The organism is Streptomyces sp. bgisy159, from assembly GCF_965341775.1.
Lineage (GTDB): Bacteria > Actinomycetota > Actinomycetes > Streptomycetales > Streptomycetaceae > Streptomyces.
Map to the genome: position 1 here is coordinate 12,988 of NZ_CBDQZH010000045.1, position 17,082 is coordinate 30,069.

Consider the following 17,082-nt stretch of genomic DNA (forward strand, 5'->3'; position numbering starts at 1 on the left):
CCCGCCGACGGGGGTGGCGGGCGGCACGGGCTCACACCTCGTCGCGGACGAGGGCCAGCAACCGGTCCAGGACGCGAGGTCCGCCGGTCCGGACTCCGTCGTGCTCGTACTCGTCCGTGACCCAGGTGCGCAGGCCCCGGACGGAACGGGCCGTGCGCAGGGAGTGGGCGGTGTCGACGTACATGTCGTCGTGGTAGATCGCTGCCGCGACGGGCACCTCGTTCGCGGCGAGGCGTGCCCGGTCGTAGAGGGGGGTCCAGCCGGTGTGGGCGGCGAGGCGGTCGGCGGTGTCGCGCAGGGGGCGCAGGGCGGGGTCGCAGTCGAACATCCACGGGTGGACGGTCTCGCCGGTGAAGAGCACGGGTCCGTCGCCGGCGAGGGCCTTGGCCGCGTCGAACCGCGGGAACTCGGCGCGGATCCGCTCGGCGGACCAGTCGGTGGGTCGCCCGTCCTGGCCGTAGATCGCCTCGTGGACGAGCGCGTAGAGGGGGTGGCCGGCGTACGACAGCAGGCTCCGCACCTGTTCCTGGAAGGCGTCGGAGAGTTCGGGGCCGCGCGGGGTGGTCACGAAGGCCTCTTCGAGGAGGTGGTGCAGTCGGTGGCTGCCGTCGGCCCCGCCGAGCAGGATGCCGAGGGACTGGAAGGCCTCGGCGGTGAGGCGGTAGCCGCCCGGGAGGGTGACGTCGCGGCCGAGCAGGTGGTCGGCGATACGGCGGGCCCGCTCGACGTCCTGCGGGTAGCGGGCGTAGTGCGCGGCGACCTTGCGTTCGACGCGCGGGTAGGCGGCGCGGTACACGTCGTCGGCGTGGGCGTCGAGGGAGGGCAGGCCGCCGGTGATGAGGGCGGCGGTGAGGGCTTCGGGGGCCCTTGACAGGTATGTCACCGTGCAGAAGCCGCCGAAGCTCTGGCCGAGGACGGTCCAGGGGGCGCCGCCGGTCACCTCGCGGCGGATCAGCTCGCAGTCCTCGACGATGGAGTCGGCGCGGAACCGGGTGAGGTAGGCGGCCTGTTCGGCGGGGCCGCCGCGCAGCGGGAGCGTCTGGCGGCCCGCGGGGGTGGAGTGGCCGGTGCCGCGCTGGTCGAGGAGGAGGACGCGGAACTCCCGCAGGGCGCGGCCGAGCCAGGCCTGCCGGCCGATGAACCGGTTGGCGCCGAATCCGGGGCCGCCCTGGAGGTAGAGCAGCCAGGGCAGGTTCTGGTCGGCCTTGTCGCTTGCGACGACCTCGCGGGCGTACAGTCCGATCGTCTCCCCGGCCGGGTCGTCGTGGTCGAGGGGGACGGTGAAGCGGCGGTCGGTGAGGACGACGCCGGGCTGGCGGTAGGTCGCGGTCAACGGGGCTCCCGGAGCGGTGGGTGGGCAGGCCGCGTCCCAGTTCAGCACAGGCGCCGGACGGGAGCGGTCCGGGGAGTTCCGCCGCGTGCGCCGCCCGGCGGCCGAGCGCGACGGACGGGCGCGACGGACGGGTACACCGGATGGGCGCGGTGCCGGGGAACCGCTGACCGGGCGCCGGGACCTGTCAGCGCGCGGAGAGGCTGGAGTGGCGGACCACCAGTTCCGGCTGGAGCACCACCCGCCGGTGTTCGTGCGGCCGCTTGCCCTCCCCCTCCTCGGTCTCCTCCAGGAGCAGTTCCGCGGCCAGGGCGCCCATGGTGACGGCCGGCTGGCGGACGGAGGTGAGCGGGACGGCCGCCGCGGCGGCGAACTCGATGTCGTCGTAGCCGACGATGGCGAGGTCCTCGGGGACGCCGACGCCGGCCGCGTACATGGCCTGGAGCACGCCGAGGGCGAGCAGGTCGTTGGCGCAGAACACGGCGGTGGGGCGGTCGGCGAGGCCGAGGAGGCGGGCGCCGGCGTCCCGGCCGGCGGCGACGTCGAGGCGTTCGGTGGGCAGTTCCCGCAGGTGCTCGGGGCCGAGACCGGCCTCGGCGAGCGCGTTCAGGGCGCCGGTGCGGCGGTCGCGGACCTGGTTGAAGCCGGGCGGTCCGCTGACGTACGCGAGGGAGCGGTGCCCGGCGTCGAGGAGGTGCCGCACGGCGAGGGCGCCGCCGGCGACGTCGTCCACGGACACCGAGCACTCGGTGGTGCCCTCGGCGACCCGGTCGACCAGCACGAAGGGGATGCCGTGCCGACGGAAGGAGTCGATGTTGCGGCCGGTGGCGTCGGCCGGGGTGAGCAGCACACCGCGCACCCGCTGCTCGGCGAAGAGGGAGAGGTACTCGGCCTCCTCGCTGACGCTCTCGGCGCTGTTGCAGACCATCACGCCGAGCCCGGCCTCGCGGGCGGCCCGCTCGGCGCCACGGGCGACGTCCACGAAGAAGGGGTTGCCCATGTCGAGGACCAGCAGTCCCATGATGCGGCTGCGGCCGGCGCGCAGCTGGCGGGCGGACTCGCTGCGGACGTAGCCGAGCCGGTCTATCGCGGACTGCACGCGGGCCCGGGTCTCGGTGGCGACGGTGTCCGGGCGGTTGATGACGTTGGACACCGTGCCGACGGACACTCCGGCGGCGCGGGCGACGTCCTTGATACCCACCGACTGGGCCATCGGGCAGGGACCTCCGGGGGGACGAGGGGCGACAGGACGAGCCTCACATTACCGTCGGGCCGCCCCACAACGGCTGGGTCAGGCGGGCAGGCGGAAGTTCAGCGAGCGCAGCGCCGAGGGCGTGATGCCGCCGGACTTCTCCTGGTACATGATCGACAGGAAGTTGTCCTGCCGGATCCGGGTCTCGTCGATCACGACCTCGCCGAAGGCGTCGAGTCCGGCGCTCACCCCGTCGTAGAGCATCGCCCAGTCGGTGTGTCCCGAGGCCGCGGAGGCGGCGGCGATCCGGCAGTACGGGAAGATCGCGTAGGCGTTGTCGTACCTGTCGAGGATCAGCTTGGTGCGCTGGCTGGAGTCGAGCGGGACCGGGATCTCGGTCTTCCGCCAGGTGCCGGCGGCGGTCTTGCGGAGGTGGAAGGCGCGGCCGTTCCTGGTGCGGTCGGCGACGTAGTTCGTGGTGCACTGGCCGAAGCGGCCGGGGACGTAGGAGATGATCCCGTGCGGGCGGCCGGCGGAGTCGGTGAACTGGCTCTCCTGGTTCATCAGGGAGTGGTCCGGGTCGAGCGGGTCCACCACCAGGCCGCCGTCGGTGACGGAGACCTTGTCGGAGCTGCCGGTGACGCCGACCACGGTGCCGGCGTCGTTGCGCCAGGTGCGGCCGCGGTCGTCGGAGTAGACGTAGCCGGTGTCGTGGTTGGTGATGCCGCCGCCGGAGCACATCACGGCGCCGTTCTGCTCGCGCCAGGTGAACAGAGCGTGCAGCCGGCCGTCCGCGTCGTAGTCGATGCCGTGCAGGTACATGTTGCGGGCCGTGCTGGAGCCGTGCTCGCCGGTGTAGGTGCCGGTGGAGCCGGTCCACTCGCCCAGGTCGGTCCAGGAGGTGCCGTCGTACTCGGCGAGGGCGCACCGGCCGTTGCCCGAGACGTCGACGCGGTAGCTGAGCTGGAGCCTGCCCTCGGGCGTGGAGACGAACTGCGGGTAGGTGAACCGGGAGGTGAGGGCGAGCCCGTCGAGCGTGGACTGCGGGGCGCCGAAGCGGGCGGCGGTCCAGGTGAAGGCGCCCGGGTCGTCCATCAGCCCGGCGACGGACTTGACGTAGGTGAAGCCGTCGCTGTGCGAGTCCATGTTCAGGTGGAGCCGCCCGTCGGCCTTCGAGACGCCCATGGAGATGACGTTGTGGGAGTCGTCGTAGCGCAGGGTGTGGCCGACCTCGACGGTCTCCCAGGTGGAGGCGGGGAACCTGCGCCGGCCGACGACGGCGTTGCGGTCGGCGGTGTACCAGACGGCGTACTGGTGGCCGTTGTGGGTGAGCAGGCCGTTCTTCTGGAAGGAGTTGTTGTTGACCAGGCCGTCGTAGGACACGAAATACAGGGCATGGCTGTCGAGGAGGGTGCTGCCGGTCAGGGTGACCGACGGGCCGGGGGCGGCGGCGCGGGCGGTGCCGTCGGCGAGCGCGGGGCCGGCCGCGGCACCGGCGAGCGCGGCGCCCAGCAACGTACGTCTCTTCATCTCGGGTGACTCCGTCGTCGGCGAGGTGCGGGGAGGGGGGACGTGCGGTTCAGGCGAGGTGGAACACCTCGGTGAGGGGCTTCATGGCCTCGTCGGGCCGGGCGCCGTCCAGTGACTCGAAGAACGGCGCCATCTCGGCCTGCCAGCGGGTGTTGACGTCGGTGGCCTCCATGCCGGTCACGGCGGCCCGGAAGTCCTCGGTCTCCAGGTAGCCGACGAGCAGGCCGTCCTCGCGCAGGAACAGCGAGTAGTTGTGCCAGCCGGTGGCCCGCAGGGCGTCGAGCATCTCGGGCCACACGGCGGCGTGCCGTTCGCGGTACTCGTCGAGGCGGTCCGCCCGGACCTTCAGCAGGAAGCACACGCGCTGCATCAACAAACCCTCCGGGGACTAGAAGGACCAGAAGGACTAGAAGTCGAACTGGTCGATGTTCTTCGCGTCGAACACGGTCGGCTTGCCGAGGCTGATCACGCCGTCCTTGCCGATGGTGTACGTGGTGCCGTCGGCCTCGAAGGCCTCGCCCTCCTTGCCGGTGATCTGCCCGGAGACGAGGGCGACGGCGGCGCGGGCGGCGAGGTCGCCGAGCTTGGCCGGGTCCCACAGTTCGAAGGCGTCGACGGTGCCGTCCTTGACGTACTTGCGCATGTCGTTGGGGGTGCCGAGGCCGGTCAGCTTGACCTTGCCCTTGTAGGTGGAGCCCGACAGGTACTGGGCGGCGGCCTTGATGCCGACGGTGGTCGGGGAGATGATCCCCTTCAGGTTCGGGAACTGCTGGAGCAGGCCCTGGGTCTGCTGGAAGGACTGCTGGGCGTCGTCGTTGCCGTATGCGACCTTGACCAGCTTGACGTCCTTGTACTTCGGGTCCTTCAGCTCCTCCTTCATGTAGTCGATCCAGATGTTCTGGTTGGTCGCGGTCTGGGCGGCGGACAGGATCGCGATCTCGCCCTTGTAGCCGATCTGCTCGGCGAGCAGCTGCACCTCGGTGCGGCCGAGGTCCTCGGCGGACGCCTGGGAGACGAAGGCGTTGCGGCACTCGGGCTTGGTGTCGGAGTCGTAGGTGACGACCTTGATGCCGTTGCTCATGGCCTGCTTCAGCGCGGTGCACAGCGCGCCCGGGTCCTGCGCGGACACGGCGATCGCGTCGACCTGCTGCTGGGTGAGGGTGTTGACGTACGAGACCTGGCCGGAGGTGTCGGTCGCGCTGGACGGGCCGACCTCCTTGTAGCTGGAGCCCAGCTCCGTCAGGGCCTTCTCGCCGCCCTGGTCGGCGGAGGTGAAGTAGGGGTTGTTGACCTGCTTGGGCAGGAAGCCGACGGTGAGGCCCTTCTTCAGCTCGGCACCGGGGTCGGCGGTGGCCCCGGAGTTCGCCGCGCCGGTGCTCTCGTTCTTCACGTCCTCCTTGGTGGTGCCGCCGCAGGCGGTGGCGGCGAGGGCGAGGGAGGAGACGGCTGCGAGGGCCGCGCAGGCACGGCGGAGGGAGGACTGGCGCATGGCTGGGGTTCCTTCGGGACGAGGGGAGCTGAGCGAGGGGAGGGTCACGACGTGGACGTGGAGGCGGACGCGGCCTTGCGGCCGGCCCGGGCGACGTGGATCCGGCGCGCGACCCGGGGGCCGAGCACGGACAGGACGAGCAGGACGCCGGTGACGACGATCTGCGACTGGGCGGAGACGTCCTGGAGGCTCATCACGTTCTGGAGCGCTCCGAGGAGGAACACACCGGCGACGGCGCCGCCCAGCGTGCCTTTGCCGCCGTCGAAGTCGATGCCGCCGAGCAGCACAGCGGCGACGACGGAGAGTTCCAGGCCGGTCGCGTTGTCGTAGCGGGCGCTGGCGTAGTGCAGCGCCCAGAAGACGCCGGTCAGGGAGGCCATCAGACCGGTCGCGGTGAACAGGATCAGCTTGTGTCGCTTGACCCGGATGCCGGCGAACCGGGCCGCCTCCTCGTTGGCGCCGATGGCGAACAGCGACCGGCCGAACGGGGTGGCGTGCAGGGCGACGACGGCCAGGGCGAGCAGGACGAGGAAGGGCAGGAAGGCCTGGGGCAGGAAGCTGTCGCCGACGCGTCCGGACGCGAAGGTGAGGTACCGGGTGGGGAAGTCGGTGACGGCGTCCGAGCCGAGCACGATCTGCGCGATGCCCCGGTAGGCGGCGAGGGTGCCGATGGTGACGGCGAGGGAGGGCAGTCCGAGCCGGGTCACCAGCAGCCCGTTGACCAGGCCGCACACCACGCCGAGCAGCAGGCACAGCGGGATGATCGTCTCGATGGTCATGCCCTGGTTCCACAGGGCGCCCATCACGGCGCCGGACAGCCCGGCGGTGGAGGCGACGGAGAGGTCGATCTCACCGGAGACCACGAGCAGGGTCATCGGCAGGGCGATCAGCGCGATCGGCAGGGTGTTGCCGATCAGGAACGACAGGTTGAGGCCGTTGCCGAAGCCGTCGACGAAGCCGAAGGAGAGGAGGAGGACGACGATCAGGAGGGCGCCGACGACCGTGTCCCAGCGGACGGCGCGCGTCAGGGGCTCAGGCATGGCGGGCGTTCCTCTTCTTCAGGGCGGTGGCCACGCGCAGGGCGACGATCCGGTCGACCGCGATGGCGAGGACGAGCAGGATGCCGTTGATGGCGAGGACCCACACGGAGCTGACGCCGAGGGCGGGCAGCACGCTGTTGACGGAGGTCAGCAGCAGGGCGCCGAGAGCCGCCCCGTGGACGCTGCCGGAACCGCCGGTGAAGACGACGCCGCCGACGACGACCGCGCTGACGACGGTGAGTTCGTAGCCGTTGCCGGTGCTGGAGTCGACGTTGCCGAACCGGGCCAGGTAGAGCGCGCCGGCGAGGCCGGCGAGGCCGCCGCAGAAGGTGTACGCGGCGAGGATCCGCTTGCGTACGGGGATGCCGGCGAGCCGGGCGGCCTCCGGGTTGGAGCCGAGGGCGTAGAGTTCGCGGCCGCTGCGGTACTGCTTGAGGTAGGAGGCGGTGGCGACCAGGACGGCGAGGGCGAGCAGGGCGAGGTAGGGCACCGCTCCGATACCGCCGGAACCGAAGTCGACGAAGCCGCCGGGCAGGTCGGCCGCGGTGATCTGCCGGGAGCCGACCCAGATGGAGTCGATACCGCGGATGATGTAGAGCGTGCCGAGGGTGACGACGAGGGCGGGCACCTGCCCGAAGCTGACCAGTGCGCCGTTGAGGAGGCCGAAGCCGACGCCCAGCAGGACGGCGAGGAGGACCGCCACGACCGGGTCTCCGCCGTTGTCGAGGCAGAGGCCGGCGGCGAAGGCGCTGATGCCCAGCGTGGAGCCGACCGACAGGTCGACGTTGCGGGTGATGACGACCAGGGACTGACCGGTGGCGACGAGGACCAGGATGGTCGCGTTGAGCAGCAGGTCCTTGATGCCCTGGGCGGACAGGAAGTCGCTGTTGCCGGCCTGGGTGACGGCGATCATCACGAGGAACACGGCCAGGATGGCGAGTTCGCGCATCCTGAGGACGCAGTCGACGAGCCGGGTGCCGCCGGACTCGGCCGGTTCGGTCACGGGGGCCTCCTGGGGGGTGGTGGCCGTCATGCGGCCCTCCCGGTGGCTGCGGCCATCACGGTTTCCTCGGTGGCTTCGGAGCGGGAGATCTCGGCGGTGAGCCGGCCCTCGTGCATCACCAGCACGCGGTCGGCCATGCCGAGGATCTCGGGCAGGTCGGAGGAGATCATCAGGACGGCGACGCCGTCGGCGGCCAGTTGACCGAGCAGGCGGTGCACCTCGGCCTTGGTGCCGACGTCGATGCCGCGGGTGGGCTCGTCGACGATGAGCACCTTGGGGCCGGTGGCCAGCCACTTGGCGAGGACGACCTTCTGCTGGTTGCCGCCGGACAGGGTGGCGACGGTGTCGGCGATCCGGGCGTACTTGACCTGGAGTCTGACGGTCCAGTCGAGGGAGCGGCTGCGTTCGGCGCCGCGGTCCATCAGCCCGGCCCGGACGGTGGTACGGAGTCCGGTGAGACCGATGTTGCGTTCGATGGACATGTCCATCACCAGGCCCTGGGCGCGCCGGTCCTCGGGAACGAGGGCGATGCCCGCGGCCATGGCGGTGGAGGGTGCCCCGTTGGTCAGCCCGCGGCCCTCGACCTCCACTTCCCCGGCGTCCCAGCGGTCGATGCCGAACACGGCTCGGGCGACCTCGGTGCGTCCGGCGCCGACCAGGCCGGCGAGGCCGACGATCTCGCCGTGGCGGACGTCGAAGGAGACGTCGGTGAAGACGCCCTCCCTGGTCAGCCGGCGCACGCTGAGCGCCACCGGGCCGGGGGTGACGTCCTGCTTGGGGTAGAGCTCGTCGAGGTCACGGCCGACCATCCGGCGGACCAGGTCGTCCTCGGTCATGCCGGCGAGGGGTTCACTGGCGATCCGTGCCCCGTCGCGCAGGGTCGTCACCCGCCGGCCGATCTCGAAGATCTCCTCAAGCCGGTGGGAGATGAACAGCACCGCGGCGCCCTGGTCGCGCAGGGTGCGCACGACGCCGAAGAGGCGGGCCACCTCGCTGCCGGTGAGGGCGGCGGTCGGCTCGTCCATGATCAGCACGCGGGCGTCGAAGGAGAGCGCCTTGGCGATCTCCACGATCTGCTGGTCGGCGATGGACAGGCCGCGCGCGGGCCGGTCGGGGTCGAGGGCGACGCCGAGGCGGGCCATCAGGGCGGCGGTGGCGGCGTGGGTGGCCTTGTGGTCGATGCGGCCGAGCGATCGCCTGGGCTGCCGGCCCATGTAGATGTTCTCGGCGATCGACAGGTCGGGGAAGAGCGTGGGCTCCTGGTAGATCACGGCGATGCCGGCGTCGCGTGCGTCGCCGGGGCCGTGGAAGACGACGGGTTCGCCGTCGAGGAGCACCTGGCCGGCGTCCGGCCGGTGCACCCCGGCGAGCGTTTTGATCAGGGTCGACTTGCCCGCGCCGTTCTCTCCGGCGAGAGCGTGCACCTCGCCGGCGAACAGCTCCAGACAGACGCCTTTGAGGGCGCGTACGGCCCCGAACGACTTGGCGACGTCCTTGAGCGCCAGCACCGGGGCCGGTCCCGCGTCGGACGGGTGGGTCATGGAGGACTCCTCGACGGCGCCGGCGGCGGGGCCGACCGAACGCCGTGAAAGGTTTCAACGGGATGGCCGGGACGTTAGGCACGCCAGCCATGTCACGTCAATGGGTCCGCCTCGAAAAGTTTTCGATAGGCCAAGGTCACGCCTCGGTTACGGAGAGCTTCCCTGGACAGGGGGGTTGACACTCCCCCAGCAGCCTCATAGCTTCCCCTTCTGAATCGTTTCATAGAAAGCGTGACCGACCGATGCCACAGGAGCCGGAAGTGACCGACCTCGCCGCGGTGAAGGCCGCGCTCAAGACCCAGGCCGTCGAAACACCGTCGTGGGCGTACGGGAACTCGGGGACCCGGTTCAAGGTGTTCGCGCAGCCCGGTGTGCCGCGGACTCCGCAGGAGAAGCTGGCGGACGCCGCCAAGGTGCACGAGTTCACCGGGGTGGCGCCGACCGTGGCGCTGCACATCCCCTGGGACAGGGTGGACGGCGCCGACGGATACGCGCGGCTCGCGAAGTTCGCCGAGGAGCGGGGGGTGAAGCTGGGAGCGATCAACTCCAACACCTTCCAGGACGACGCGTACCGGCTGGGCAGCATCTGCCACCCGGACGCGGGGGTGCGGCGCAAGGCCGTCGGCCATCTGCTGGAGTGCGTCGACATCATGGACGCGACGGGCTCGCGCGACCTGAAGCTGTGGTTCGCGGACGGCACGAACTACCCCGGCCAGGACGATGTCCGCGCCCGGCAGGACCGGCTGACCGAGGGCCTGGCCCAGGTGTACGAGCGGCTCGGGGACGGGCAGCGGATGCTGCTGGAGTACAAGTTCTTCGAGCCGGCGTTCTACACCACCGACGTCCCGGACTGGGGCACGGCGTACGCGCACTGCCTGAAGCTGGGCGAGAAGGCGCAGGTCGTGGTGGACACCGGGCACCACGCGCCCGGCACCAACATCGAGTTCATCGTCGCCACGCTGCTGCGGGAGGGGAAGCTCGGCGGGTTCGACTTCAACTCGCGGTTCTACGCGGACGACGACCTCATGGTGGGGGCGGCGGACCCGTTCCAGCTGTTCCGGATCATGTACGAGGTGGTGCGCGGCGGCGGGCTCGGCCCGGACGTCGCCTTCATGCTCGACCAGTGCCACAACATCGAGGCGAAGATCCCCGCGATCATCCGGTCCGTGATGAACGTCCAGGAGGCCACCGCCAAGGCGCTGCTGGTGGACCGGGCGGCGCTCGGTGCCGCGCAGGCTTCCGGGGACGTGCTCGCGGCGAACGGGGTGCTGATGGACGCGTACAACACCGACGTGCGGCCGTTGCTCCGTGAGGTGCGGGAGGAGATGGGACTGGACCCCGAGCCGATGGCGGCGTACGCGCGGTCGGGGTGGGCCGAGCGGATCGTGGCCGAGCGGGTCGGTGGGGAGCAGGCCGGGTGGGGGGCGTAGGTCTGCCGGGTTCCGTCCGCCGCGGGGGCGGGTCGTTCGTGGTCGATCGCGCGTTTCCCCGCACCCCTGCCGAGCTCACCGTCTGTCGATAAGGAACTGGAATGGCTGTTCATCCTGAAGCCGCTGCCCTGCTCGCCCGGTCACACCGGCTCGGTGCCGATCCGCGCAACACCAACTACGCCGGCGGCAACGCCTCGGCGAAAGGTGTCGACACGGACCCGGTGACCGGCGGGGAAGTGGAACTGATGTGGGTCAAGGGGTCCGGCGGGGACCTCGGGACGCTGACCGAGGCGGGGCTGGCCGTGCTGCGGCTGGACCGGCTGCGGGCCCTGCGGGAGGTGTACCCGGGGGTGGAGCGCGAGGACGAGATGGTCGCCGCGTTCGACTACTGCCTGCACGGCAAGGGCGGAGCCGCGCCGTCCATCGACACCGCGATGCACGGGCTCGTGGACGCCGCGCACGTCGACCATCTGCACCCGGACTCCGGGATCGCGCTCGCCTGTGCGGCCGACGGGGAGAAGCTGACCGCCGAGTGCTTCGGCGACACCGTGGTGTGGGTGCCCTGGCGGCGGCCCGGATTCCAGCTGGGGCTGGACATCGCCGCCGTGAAGGTTGCGAACCCGCGGGCGATCGGGTGCGTCCTCGGCGGTCACGGCATCACCGCCTGGGGCGACACGGCCGAGGAGTGCGAGCGCAACTCGCTGCACATCATCCGGACCGCGGAGGCCTTCCTGGCGGAGAAGGGGAGGCCCGAACCCTTCGGACCCGTGGTCGAGGGGTACGGGGCGCTGCCCGCGGACGAACGGCGGGAGCGGGCCGCGGCCCTCGCCCCGTACGTCCGGGCGATCGCCTCGCAGGACCGGCCGCAGGTCGGGCACTTCACCGACTCCGACGTCGTCCTCGACTTCGTCGCCCGCGCCGAGCACCCCCGGCTCGCCGCGCTCGGCACCTCCTGCCCGGACCACTTCCTGCGCACCAAGGTGCGGCCGCTGGTGCTGGACCTGCCGCCGTCCGCGCCGCTGGAGGAGGCCGTGGCGCGGCTGAGGGAGCTGCACGCCGAGTACCGCGAGGAGTACGCCGCGTACTACGCGCGGCACGCCGGGCCGGACTCCCCCGCCATGCGCGGCGCCGACCCGGCGATCGTGCTGGTCCCGGGGGTCGGCATGTTCTCCTTCGGCAAGGACAAGCAGACCGCGCGGGTGGCCGGCGAGTTCTACGTCAACGCCGTCAACGTGATGCGCGGCGCCGAGGCCGTCTCGGCGTACGCGCCGATCGAGGAGGCCGAGAAGTTCCGGATCGAGTACTGGTCGCTGGAGGAGGCCAAGCTGCGGCGGCTGCCGCGGCCCAAGCCGCTGGCGACCCGGGTGGCGCTGGTCACCGGCGCGGGCAGCGGTATCGGCAGGGCCATCGCGCACCGGCTGGCCGCCGAGGGCGCGTGCGTCGTCGTCGCCGACCTGAACGGCGACGGCGCCGCCGCGGTCGCCGAGGAGCTGGGCGGCCCGGACAGGGCGGTCGCGGTGACCGTCGACGTCACCTCGGAGGAGCAGATCGCCGACGCCTTCAAGGCGGCCGTACTGGCCTTCGGCGGGGTCGACCTGGTGGTCAACAACGCCGGCATCTCCATCTCCAGGCCGCTGCTGGAGACGTCGGTCCGGGACTGGGACCTCCAGCACGACATCATGGCGCGCGGCTCCTTCCTGGTGTCGCGCGAGGCGGCCCGGGTGATGACCGCCCAGGGCCTCGGCGGCGACCTCGTCTACATCGCCTCGAAGAACGCCGTCTTCGCCGGCCCGAACAACATCGCGTACTCCGCCACCAAGGCCGACCAGGCCCACCAGGTGCGGCTGCTGGCCGCCGAGCTGGGTGAGCACGGCATCCGCGTCAACGGCGTCAACCCCGACGGCGTGGTGCGCGGGTCGGGGATCTTCGCCGGCGGCTGGGGCGCCCAGCGGGCGGCGACGTACGGGATAGAGGAGGAGAAGCTCGGCGAGTTCTACGCCCAGCGGACCATCCTCAAGCGCGAGGTGCTGCCCGAGCACGTGGCGAACGCGGTGTTCGCGCTCACCGGCGGGGACCTGACCCACACCACCGGGCTGCACATCCCGGTCGACGCCGGCGTCGCCGCCGCCTTCCTGCGGTGAGCGGCCGGGTGCGGGCCTGCGCCGCCGTCGACCTCGGCGCCTCCAGCGGGCGCGTGATGGTCGGGCGGGTGAGCCGCGACTCGCTGGAGCTGGTGGAGGCGCACCGGTTCGCCAACCGGCCGGTGCGGCTGCCGGAGGGGCTGCGGTGGGACGTCCTCGGCCTGTACGCGGGGGTGCTGGACGGGCTGCGCGCCGCCGGCCGGGTGGACTCCGTGGGCATCGACAGCTGGGCCGTGGACCACGGCCTGCTCGACGCCGACGGGACGCTGCTGGGCAACCCGGTGCACTACCGGGACTCCCGGACCGACGGTGTCCCGGAGAAGGTGTGGGCGAGCGTGCCGCCGGAGGAGCTGTACGCGGCGACCGGGCTGCAGTACGCGCCGTTCAACACGCTGTACCAGCTGGTGGCGGCCCGGGAGAGCGGGCAGCTCGGGCAGGCCCGGCGGGTCCTGCTGATCCCCGACCTGCTGTCGTACTGGCTCACCGGGGAGTACGGCACGGAGCTGACCAACGCCTCCACCACGCAGCTGGTCGACCCGCGCACCCGGGACTGGGCGTACGGCCTCGCCGCGCGGGCCGGCGTCGACCTGGACCTGTTCCCGCCGCTGCGGCTGCCCGGCGACCCGGCGGGGCTGCTGCGGCCCGGGGTGCTGGAGGAGACCGGGCTGACCGGTCCGGTGCCGGTGACGGCGGTCGCCTCGCACGACACCGCGTCGGCGGTCGCCGCCGTCCCGGCGGCCGGCGAGCGGTTCGCGTACATCTGCACCGGCACCTGGTCGCTGGCCGGTCTCGAACTGGCCGCGCCGGTGCTCACCGAGGAGAGCCGGGCCGCCAACTTCACCAACGAGCTGGGGCTGGACGGCACGGTCCGCTACCTGCGCAACATCATGGGCCTGTGGCTGCTCCAGGAGTGCGTACGGGCCTGGGGCGACCCGGACCTGGGCGGGCTGCTGCGGGAGGCGGCGGCGGTTCCGGCGCTACGGTCGGTGGTGGACGCGGGCGACGCCGCGTTCCTCGCGCCGGGCCGCATGCCGGAGCGGATCGCCGAGGCGTGCCGGGCGTCGGGGCAGCCCGTGCCGGAGGGCCGGGGCGAGATCACCCGCTGCATCCTGGACTCGCTGGCCCTGGCCCACCGCCGGGCCGTGGAGGACGCCCAGCGGCTCGCCGACCACCCGGTCGACGTGGTGCACATCGTCGGCGGCGGCGCCCGCAACGCGCTGCTGTGCCGGCTGACCGCCGACGCATGCGGGCTGCCGGTGGTGGCGGGCCCGGCGGAGGCGGCGGCGCTCGGCAACGTGCTGGTGCAGGCGCGGGCCCACGGCATCGTCGGCGACCTCGCCGGCACCCGCCGGCTGCTCGCCCGCACCCAGCCGCTGACCCGCTACGAGCCGCAGGGCGACCCGGCCCGCTGGCGGGAGGCCCAGGCCCGGCTCGCCGCCAGGTGACCCGCTGCCTGTCCCGGCCCCCGTGACCCCACTACGCTTTCCCATCCGCTGAACGACCCCGAGGAGCCGCGATGCGTGTCGCACTGTTCCTGACCTGTGTCAACGACACGCTCTATCCGGACACCGGCCGTGCCGTGGTGAAACTCCTGACCAGGCTGGGTGTCGAGGTCGACTTCCCGATGGCGCAGACGTGCTGCGGGCAGGCGCACTACAACACCGGCTACCGTCATGAGGCCGAGCCGCTGGCCCGGCATTTCTCCGACGTCTTCGGGGAGTACGAGGCGATCGTGACGCCGTCCGGGTCGTGCGGGGCGATGGTGCGGGAGCTGTATCCCCGGATGGGTGAGCGGGCCCGTGCCGAGGGCCGGGGCGACACGCTGGCGCGCACGCTGGCGCCGGTGGTGCCGAAGACGTACGAGCTGACGGAGTTCCTGGTGGACGTGTTGGGCGTGACCGACGTCGGCGCCCACTACCCGCACACGGTGACCTACCACCCCACCTGCCACGGGCTGCGCGGCCTGGGGCTCGGCGACCGGCCCCGGCGGCTGCTGGCGGCGGTGCGGGGGCTGGAGCTGGTGGAGCTGCCGGGTGCGGAGGAGTGCTGCGGGTTCGGCGGCACGTTCGCGGTGAAGAACCCGGACGTCTCGGCGGCGATGGGCACGGACAAGGTCCGCAGCGCCGAGTCGACGGGCGCGGAGGTGCTGTGCGCGGCCGACAACTCCTGTCTGATGCACATCGGCGGCACCCTGGCCCGGCTCGGGTCCTCGATGCGGCCGGTGCACCTTGCGGAGATCCTGGCGAGCACGGGGGAGGAGGCGGCCGTATGAGCGGGACGTACCTCGGGATGCCGGCGTTCCCGGTCGCGGCCCGGCGGGCCGTCGGCGACGCGACCCTGCGGGGCAATCTGCGGCACGCCACGCACACCATCCGCGCCAAGCGCGCCAAGGCAGTCGCCGAGGTGTCCGACTGGGCGGAGCTGCGGGAGGCGGGCAAGCGGATCAAGGACCACACGCTCCGCCACCTCGACCGGTATCTCGTGCGGTTGGAGGAGTCGGTCACGGCGGCGGGCGGTGTCGTCCACTGGGCGGCGGACGCCGACGAGGCCAACGAGATCGTGACCCGGCTGGTCAGGATGACCGGCGAGTCCGAAGTCGTGAAGGTCAAGTCGATGGCCACGCAGGAGATCGGGCTGAACGAGGCGCTGGAGGCGGCGGGCATCCGGGCCTACGAGACGGATCTCGCCGAACTGATCGTGCAGCTGGGCAGGGACAGGCCCTCCCACATCCTGGTCCCCGCCATCCACCGCAACCGGGGCGAGATCCGGGACATCTTCCGCGACGAGATGGGCGAGTGGGGCCGGCCCGCCCCGGACGGGCTCACCGACAGCCCGGCCGAACTCGCCGAGGCGGCCAGGCTGCACCTGAGGGAGAAGTTCCTGCGCGCCAAGGTCGGCATCTCGGGCGCCAACTTCATGGTCGCCGAGACCGGCACCATGGTGGTCGTGGAGTCCGAGGGCAACGGGCGGATGTGCCTCACCCTGCCCGAGACGCTGATCTCGGTCGTCGGCATCGAGAAGGTCGTCCCGACCTTCCGGGACCTGGAGGTGTTCCTGCAGACCCTGCCCCGCTCCTCCACCGCCGAGCGCATGAACCCGTACACCTCGACCTGGACCGGGACGACGGACGGCGACGGGCCGAGCGCCTTCCATCTGGTGCTGCTCGACAACGGCCGCACCGACACCCTCGCCGACGAGGTCGGCCGCCAGGCCCTGCGCTGCATCCGCTGCTCGGCGTGTCTGAACGTCTGCCCGGTGTACGAGCGGGCCGGCGGCCACGCCTACGGCTCGGTGTACCCGGGGCCGATCGGAGCCATCCTCAGCCCTCAACTGCGGGGCACGGGCAGCGAGATCGACGCCTCCCTGCCGTACGCGTCGAGTCTGTGCGGGGCCTGCTACGAGGTGTGCCCGGTGGCGATCGACATCCCCGAGGTCCTGGTGCATCTGCGCGAGCGGGTCGTGCAGGGCGGTCCGGTCACCCGGGACGGCAACAAGGTCGTCGTCAGGCCAGCCAAGGGGCATGCCGCCGAGCGGGCCGCGATGCGGGCGGCGCGCTGGGCGTTCGCCCGTCCCGGTGCCCTGCGTTCCGGGCAGCGGCTCGCCTCGCGCACCCGGCGCTTCCATCCGCGCTCGCTGCCGGGTCCCGGCCGGGCGTGGAGCGCGACCCGGGACCTTCCGGCGGTGCCGGCCGAGCCGTTCCGGGACTGGTGGCAGCGTACGCACGGCGGGAACCGCGACAAGGGGGCCGGCGAGTGAGCGGCAGGGAACGGGTGCTGGGCCGGGTGCGGCGCGCGCTGGCCGATGCGCGGGGCGAGGACGGGCCGGTCGAACGGGCGTATCTGCGCGAGCACGGCCGGCGGAGCGCCGCCGAGACGGTCGCGCTGCTGGCGGAGAACCTCGCGGACTACCGGGCGGTCGTCCACCGGTGCGCTCAGGCCGAACTGCCTACGCTGATCGGCCGATTGCTGACCGAGCGAGCGGCCGGGTCGGTGCTCGTGCCGCCCGGCCTGGATCAGTCGTGGCTGGCCGGGTCGGACATCGTGCGGGTCGCCGACCGCGCCGGGAGCACCCCGCACGAGCTGGATCGGGTGGACAGCGTGGTGACCGGCTGTGCGGTGGCCGTGGCGGAGACGGGAACCATCGTGCTGGACGGTTCGCCGGACCAGGGGCGCCGCCGGATCACCCTCGTCCCCGACCACCACATCTGTGTGGTGCGGGTGCCCGGCCAGGTGGTGTCCTGCGTGCCGCAGGCTCTCGAACGCCTGGATCCGGCCCGCCCGTTGACGTGGATCTCCGGTCCGTCGGCCACCAGCGACATCGAGCTGGACCGGGTGGAGGGGGTGCACGGCCCGCGCACCCTAGAGGTGGTGCTCGTCGACTGACCGC

14 protein-coding genes are annotated in these 17,082 nt (G+C 72.2%); 6 read left to right on the forward strand and 8 right to left on the reverse strand.

What is annotated here, in order from left to right; translation table 11 throughout:
• Positions 1–31: 31 nt before the first annotated feature.
• The 8 genes from ACSLTV_RS30095 to ACSLTV_RS30130 form a co-directional block, all read right to left on the reverse strand.
• On the reverse strand, positions 32–1,333 hold the full coding sequence (locus tag ACSLTV_RS30095) for an alpha/beta fold hydrolase (protein WP_432138188.1): 1,302 nt from the start codon (positions 1,331–1,333) through the stop codon (positions 32–34).
• Positions 1,334–1,517: 184 nt separating this feature from the next.
• Positions 1,518–2,543, reverse strand: coding sequence for a LacI family DNA-binding transcriptional regulator (locus ACSLTV_RS30100; RefSeq protein WP_432138187.1), 1,026 nt, complete (start codon positions 2,541–2,543; stop codon positions 1,518–1,520).
• 78 nt (positions 2,544–2,621) lie between these two features.
• A complete protein-coding gene (locus ACSLTV_RS30105) occupies positions 2,622–4,052 on the reverse strand; it encodes a BNR repeat-containing protein (protein ID WP_435613232.1) in 1,431 nt (476 codons plus the stop codon).
• A gap of 49 nt (positions 4,053–4,101) precedes the next feature.
• The gene (locus tag ACSLTV_RS30110) at positions 4,102–4,422 is read right to left on the reverse strand and encodes an L-rhamnose mutarotase (RefSeq protein WP_435613233.1); all 321 of its coding nucleotides are present in this window, start codon (positions 4,420–4,422) and stop codon (positions 4,102–4,104) included.
• 36 nt (positions 4,423–4,458) lie between these two features.
• Positions 4,459–5,541: a rhamnose ABC transporter substrate-binding protein gene (rhaS, locus tag ACSLTV_RS30115; RefSeq protein ID WP_435613234.1), complete on the reverse strand. Its 1,083-nt coding sequence runs from the start codon at positions 5,539–5,541 to the stop codon at positions 4,459–4,461.
• Between the two features lie 44 nt (positions 5,542–5,585).
• Positions 5,586–6,581 (reverse strand): ABC transporter permease, encoded by a 996-nt coding sequence (locus ACSLTV_RS30120; RefSeq protein WP_435613235.1) that lies wholly within the window; start codon positions 6,579–6,581, stop codon positions 5,586–5,588.
• Entirely contained in the window at positions 6,574–7,614 is a 1,041-nt protein-coding gene (locus ACSLTV_RS30125; protein WP_435613236.1) for an ABC transporter permease, read from the reverse strand. Before ACSLTV_RS30125 ends, ACSLTV_RS30120 begins: the two co-directional genes overlap by 8 nt.
• Positions 7,611–9,125, reverse strand: coding sequence for a sugar ABC transporter ATP-binding protein (locus tag ACSLTV_RS30130; RefSeq protein WP_432155262.1), 1,515 nt, complete (start codon positions 9,123–9,125; stop codon positions 7,611–7,613). Before ACSLTV_RS30130 ends, ACSLTV_RS30125 begins: the two co-directional genes overlap by 4 nt.
• Before the next feature lie 260 nt (positions 9,126–9,385).
• Between ACSLTV_RS30130 and rhaI the strand changes: the two genes are divergently transcribed.
• The 6 genes from rhaI to ACSLTV_RS30160 all read left to right on the forward strand — a co-directional run bounded on the left by rhaI (position 9,386) and on the right by ACSLTV_RS30160 (position 17,078).
• Positions 9,386–10,555: an L-rhamnose isomerase gene (gene rhaI, locus ACSLTV_RS30135; RefSeq protein WP_435613237.1), complete on the forward strand. Its 1,170-nt coding sequence runs from the start codon at positions 9,386–9,388 to the stop codon at positions 10,553–10,555.
• A 101-nt stretch (positions 10,556–10,656) separates the two neighbouring features.
• Positions 10,657–12,696: a bifunctional aldolase/short-chain dehydrogenase gene (locus ACSLTV_RS30140; RefSeq protein ID WP_435613238.1), complete on the forward strand. Its 2,040-nt coding sequence runs from the start codon at positions 10,657–10,659 to the stop codon at positions 12,694–12,696.
• Between the two features lie 8 nt (positions 12,697–12,704).
• Entirely contained in the window at positions 12,705–14,141 is a 1,437-nt protein-coding gene (locus tag ACSLTV_RS30145) for a rhamnulokinase (RefSeq protein ID WP_432138205.1), read from the forward strand.
• Between the two features lie 71 nt (positions 14,142–14,212).
• Complete coding sequence (locus tag ACSLTV_RS30150) at positions 14,213–14,968, forward strand: (Fe-S)-binding protein (RefSeq protein ID WP_432155264.1); 756 nt, start codon at positions 14,213–14,215, stop codon at positions 14,966–14,968.
• Positions 14,965–16,452, forward strand: a complete 1,488-nt coding sequence (locus tag ACSLTV_RS30155; protein WP_435613239.1) for a LutB/LldF family L-lactate oxidation iron-sulfur protein — start codon at positions 14,965–14,967, stop codon at positions 16,450–16,452. Before ACSLTV_RS30150 ends, ACSLTV_RS30155 begins: the two co-directional genes overlap by 4 nt.
• Positions 16,449–17,078 (forward strand): LutC/YkgG family protein, encoded by a 630-nt coding sequence (locus tag ACSLTV_RS30160; protein ID WP_435613240.1) that lies wholly within the window; start codon positions 16,449–16,451, stop codon positions 17,076–17,078. Before ACSLTV_RS30155 ends, ACSLTV_RS30160 begins: the two co-directional genes overlap by 4 nt.
• Positions 17,079–17,082: the final 4 nt, after the last annotated feature.